General features: G+C 59.9%; 4 protein-coding genes. All 4 read left to right on the forward strand.

Translation table 11 applies throughout. The features are described 5' to 3' along the window. The coding region (locus Q0J60_RS05095) for an OB-fold nucleic acid binding domain-containing protein (protein WP_294439168.1) at positions 1–568 on the forward strand (568 nt) is incomplete at its 5' end. A 1-nt stretch (position 569) separates the two neighbouring features. Then, positions 570–1421 (forward strand): tRNA pseudouridine(38-40) synthase TruA, encoded by an 852-nt coding sequence (truA, locus tag Q0J60_RS05100; protein ID WP_294439169.1) that lies wholly within the window; start codon positions 570–572, stop codon positions 1419–1421. A gap of 197 nt (positions 1422–1618) precedes the next feature. Further along, positions 1619–3001 carry a sodium-dependent transporter gene (locus tag Q0J60_RS05105; protein ID WP_294439171.1) on the forward strand — a complete coding sequence of 461 codons (1383 nt, stop codon included), beginning with the start codon at positions 1619–1621 and terminating at the stop codon, positions 2999–3001. A 247-nt stretch (positions 3002–3248) separates the two neighbouring features. Further along, on the forward strand, positions 3249–3590 hold a 342-nt coding region (locus tag Q0J60_RS05110; RefSeq protein WP_294439173.1), incomplete at its 3' end, for a hypothetical protein.

Here is a 3590-nt window from a genome sequence, read left to right on the forward strand (position 1 = left end):
GCGTCCGTACGAGCGCGCGCTGCGCAAGATCACGAAGTACCAGCTGGGCGATCTGCCCGACCACCAGGGTGATATCAAGAGCGGCATCTTCGCAGGTGTGGTGACCAGCGTCATCGTGAAGATGACCAAGAAGGGCACCAAGATGGCCAACTTCACGCGGGAGGACACCACCGGGCACATGGAAGGCGTGTGCTTCAAGTACGACGACTTCAAAGAAGACCTGGTGGAAGACGCCATCGTCAAGGTGAAGGGCAAGTTCGAGCACTCCGACCGTGGCGACCAGATTATGGCCTTCGAGATTGAGCGCCTGGAATTCGACGAGAGCCAGATGGGACCCAGCCAGCTTGAGATTCGCCTGAGCTCGGCCGATTTCAATGCGTTCACGTCGCAGCAGCTGCAGCAGATTCTGGGCAGTCATCCTGGCCGCGACGCCGTGGTGCTGTTCGTGCAGCAGGCCGACGGCCGCAAGTTCCGCGCCGAGCTGCCCATGACGGTGGATACGGGCAACAACCTGCTGTACTCCGAGATGCTGGATCTGTTCGGCCGCAAAGTTTGGGGTGCGGCTTAGGATGTCTAACGGTCTAAAAACCGCTGAAGAGTTGGCGGCGCTGAGGGAGCAGCGAGCTCAGGAGGCGCGTGCGGCTGGATTTGCGCATACGCTTTCGTTGGACGTGCAGTATAACGGCGCGCCATTCGCCGGGTTCGCGCGTCAGGCGACCGGGCAGGTGAAAACCGTTCAGGACGAACTCGAGCAGGCGCTTTCTCTGCTTTATCGTCGCGAGGTGCCTACCGTGTGTGCCGGACGCACCGATGCGGGCGTGCATGCGCGAGGCCAGGTCATCAGCTTCGACTTGACCGAGGAGGAGTTTGCTTCCCGTCCTCTGCGTTCGCTGGAGCGCTCGATGAACGCGTTGGTGGACGATGCGATTTCGGTCGCCCATGCCCAAGAGCGCGACCTGGGATTCTCGGCGCGCTTCGACGCCCAATGGCGCGAGTACCACTACCATATCTGCACCGATAGCGCCCGTCCCGCGCTCATCATGCCGCTCGTGTGGCACCTGGGTGGCACCGAGCTTGATCTTGCCGCCATGAACAAGGGCGCGGCGCATCTGATTGGCGAGCACGATTTCAAGAGCTTCTGCATGGCCGCCTCCGCCGTTGGCAAGCCGACGCATCGCAACGTCATGGAGCTTGAGGTGTATCCCGAGGTCATTATGGGTGCGCCCGTCATTACGGTGCGCGTGGTGGGCAATGCGTTCCTCCATTCCATGGTGCGCACCATCGTGGGCACGCTTGTTGAGGTGGGACGCGGCAAACGCGAACCTGCCTGGGTGGCTGACGTGCTGGCGGCATGCGACCGCAAGGCAGCAGGTCAGAACGCGCCTGCAAGCGGTCTGGTGTTCTGGCACGTGGAATACTAACGTCCGGGGCTCGCTCTTCAACTGTCCAATTGCATCCCTTACAAAGCCGTCCACCACGACGATTGTTTCGCGCTTGTTAAATTCTGGTGCGACCTCGCGTCGTGGTGGATACAATGAAGTTTCAACTTCGGGCGCGGCAAAGCCGAGTAGGCGTATGCTGCCGTGCCACTGAGCGTTTTATTTTGAAAGGATTAATCATGGCAGAGTCGACTACGCCCGCTCGTGCCTCTTGGTCGGGAAAACTTGCCTTCGTGCTTGCTGCTGCCGCTTCGGCGGTCGGCCTGGGCAGCATGTGGCGCTTCCCGTACCTTGCTGCCAAGTACGGCGGCGGCACGTTCCTGTTCGTGTACCTGGTGTTTGTGTTCACCATCGGTATCGCGCTTCTGCTGCTTGAAACGGCTCTGGGCCGCCATACGCGTCAGTCCGCCATCGGCGCGTTCAAGGCGTTTGGTAAGAAGTATGCGTTCATCGGCATCTTCACGTCGGCCGTGCCGTTCATCATCGTGCCGTATTACTGCGTCATCGGCGGCTGGGTGACCAAGTACCTGGTGGGTTATGTGACCGACGGTTCCGCGGCGCTGGCCGACGGTGGCGCGTTCTTCTCCAACTTCATCGCCGACGGCCCGCAGAGCATCGTGTTCATGCTCATCTTCATGGCGCTGACCTATCTCACCGTCGCCATCGGCGTGAACAAGGGCATCGAGAAGGCGAACCTGGTCATGATGCCGCTGCTGATTATCATGGCCGCCGCCGTTGCGATTTATGCGCTCTCTATGCCGGGCGCGATGGATGGCCTGGCGTTCTACCTGCTTCCTGACTTGAGCGCCATCTCTCCTGAGCTGATTATTTCTGCTCTGGGCCAGACGTTCTTCACGCTGTCGCTGGCCATGGGCATCATGGTGACGTACGGCTCCTATCTGGATAAGTCCACCAAGCTGACCTCGAGCGTGGTGCAGATTGCCGGTACGACGTTCGGCGTGTCGCTGCTCGCCGGCATGATGATCATCCCCGCGACGTTCGCCGCCCTGGGCTCCGGTCAGGCTGTAGCTGAGAACTCCGGTCCGTCGCTCATGTTCATCATCCTTCCCCAGGTGTTCCAGAACATGGGACCCGCCGCGTCTGTGATTGGCTGCGTGTTCTTCATCCTGGTGTTGTTCGCGGCGCTCACCAGCTCCATTTCGCTGATTGAAACCTGCACGTCCATCATTCAGGATGCTACGGGCTGCTTCCGTCGCCGCGCGCTGCTGTACACGGTGATCTTCGTGACAGTCATGGGCATCATCGTGAACCTGGGCTACAGCTCGCTGGCGTTCATCCAGCCGCTGGGTGAAGGTTCGTCCATCCTCGACCTGCTCGACTTCATCTCCAACTCGGTCATGATGCCCATCGCGGCGCTTATGACCTGCATCTGGGTCGGCTGGATTATCAAGCCCAAGGTCATCATCGACGAGGTCAAGGTGTCCGCCAAGTTCGGCGCCGAAAAGGCCTGGACGGTGTTCATCAAGTACATCGCGCCGGTGGTGCTGGTGGTCATCCTGGTCGCCTACGTGGCGCAAACCATGGGCCTGTTCAGCATGTAACACACGCGTGACATAGTTTGCATCTAAGGCGTCGGCTGGTCCGGCGCCTTTTTTTGTCTAGTTTCGCCGGATCGTGCTTCACAAGGTTGATGCGTAAACCTCGGCGTTTTGCGACAAATGGGCATGCGCTCGAATGCAGCGGCGCTTCGGCGTACAATAGCTTCAACGAAAAGTTGGCAACCAGGCAGCGACTCTCGCTTTGCGTCGTATGCGGGGTGCGCCAGGAGCGAATGAGAGCGGAGTGACCATGCAGATTCCCGAAGGCAACCTTTATTCCCTTGATGAGCATAAGGCGGTGTATAAGGCTCTCATCACGAGGCTCGACGCCGAGCGCGAGATGGCGTTTGGCACCGTGGGGTCGGCGCTCGTGCATTCGGGAATGAAAGAGCGGTTCGGATACGGAAAGCCCAAGGCGTTTCTGGAGCACTTCTCCGATTTCATGACGTTTATCGATCGCATTGCGGGCGGCGTTCCGCAGCGCTGGGTAGTGCTCCATCGTGTGCCGGAATGGGACGAGGAGCTGGGGATTGATCCGTCCGCAGCGCCTCTTGGGCCGACGGGCGATGCACCCGCAAACGGTGGAGCGGTT

This window comes from uncultured Slackia sp. (genome assembly GCF_944321625.1).
Taxonomy (GTDB): Bacteria; Actinomycetota; Coriobacteriia; order Coriobacteriales; family Eggerthellaceae; genus Slackia.

Coding starts and splice junctions, on each gene's coding strand:
- truA (WP_294439169.1), top strand. CDS start 570: ATGTCTAACGGTCTAAAAACCGCTGAAGAGTTGGCGGCGCTGAGGGAG.
- Q0J60_RS05105 (WP_294439171.1), top strand. CDS start 1,619: ATGGCAGAGTCGACTACGCCCGCTCGTGCCTCTTGGTCGGGAAAACTT.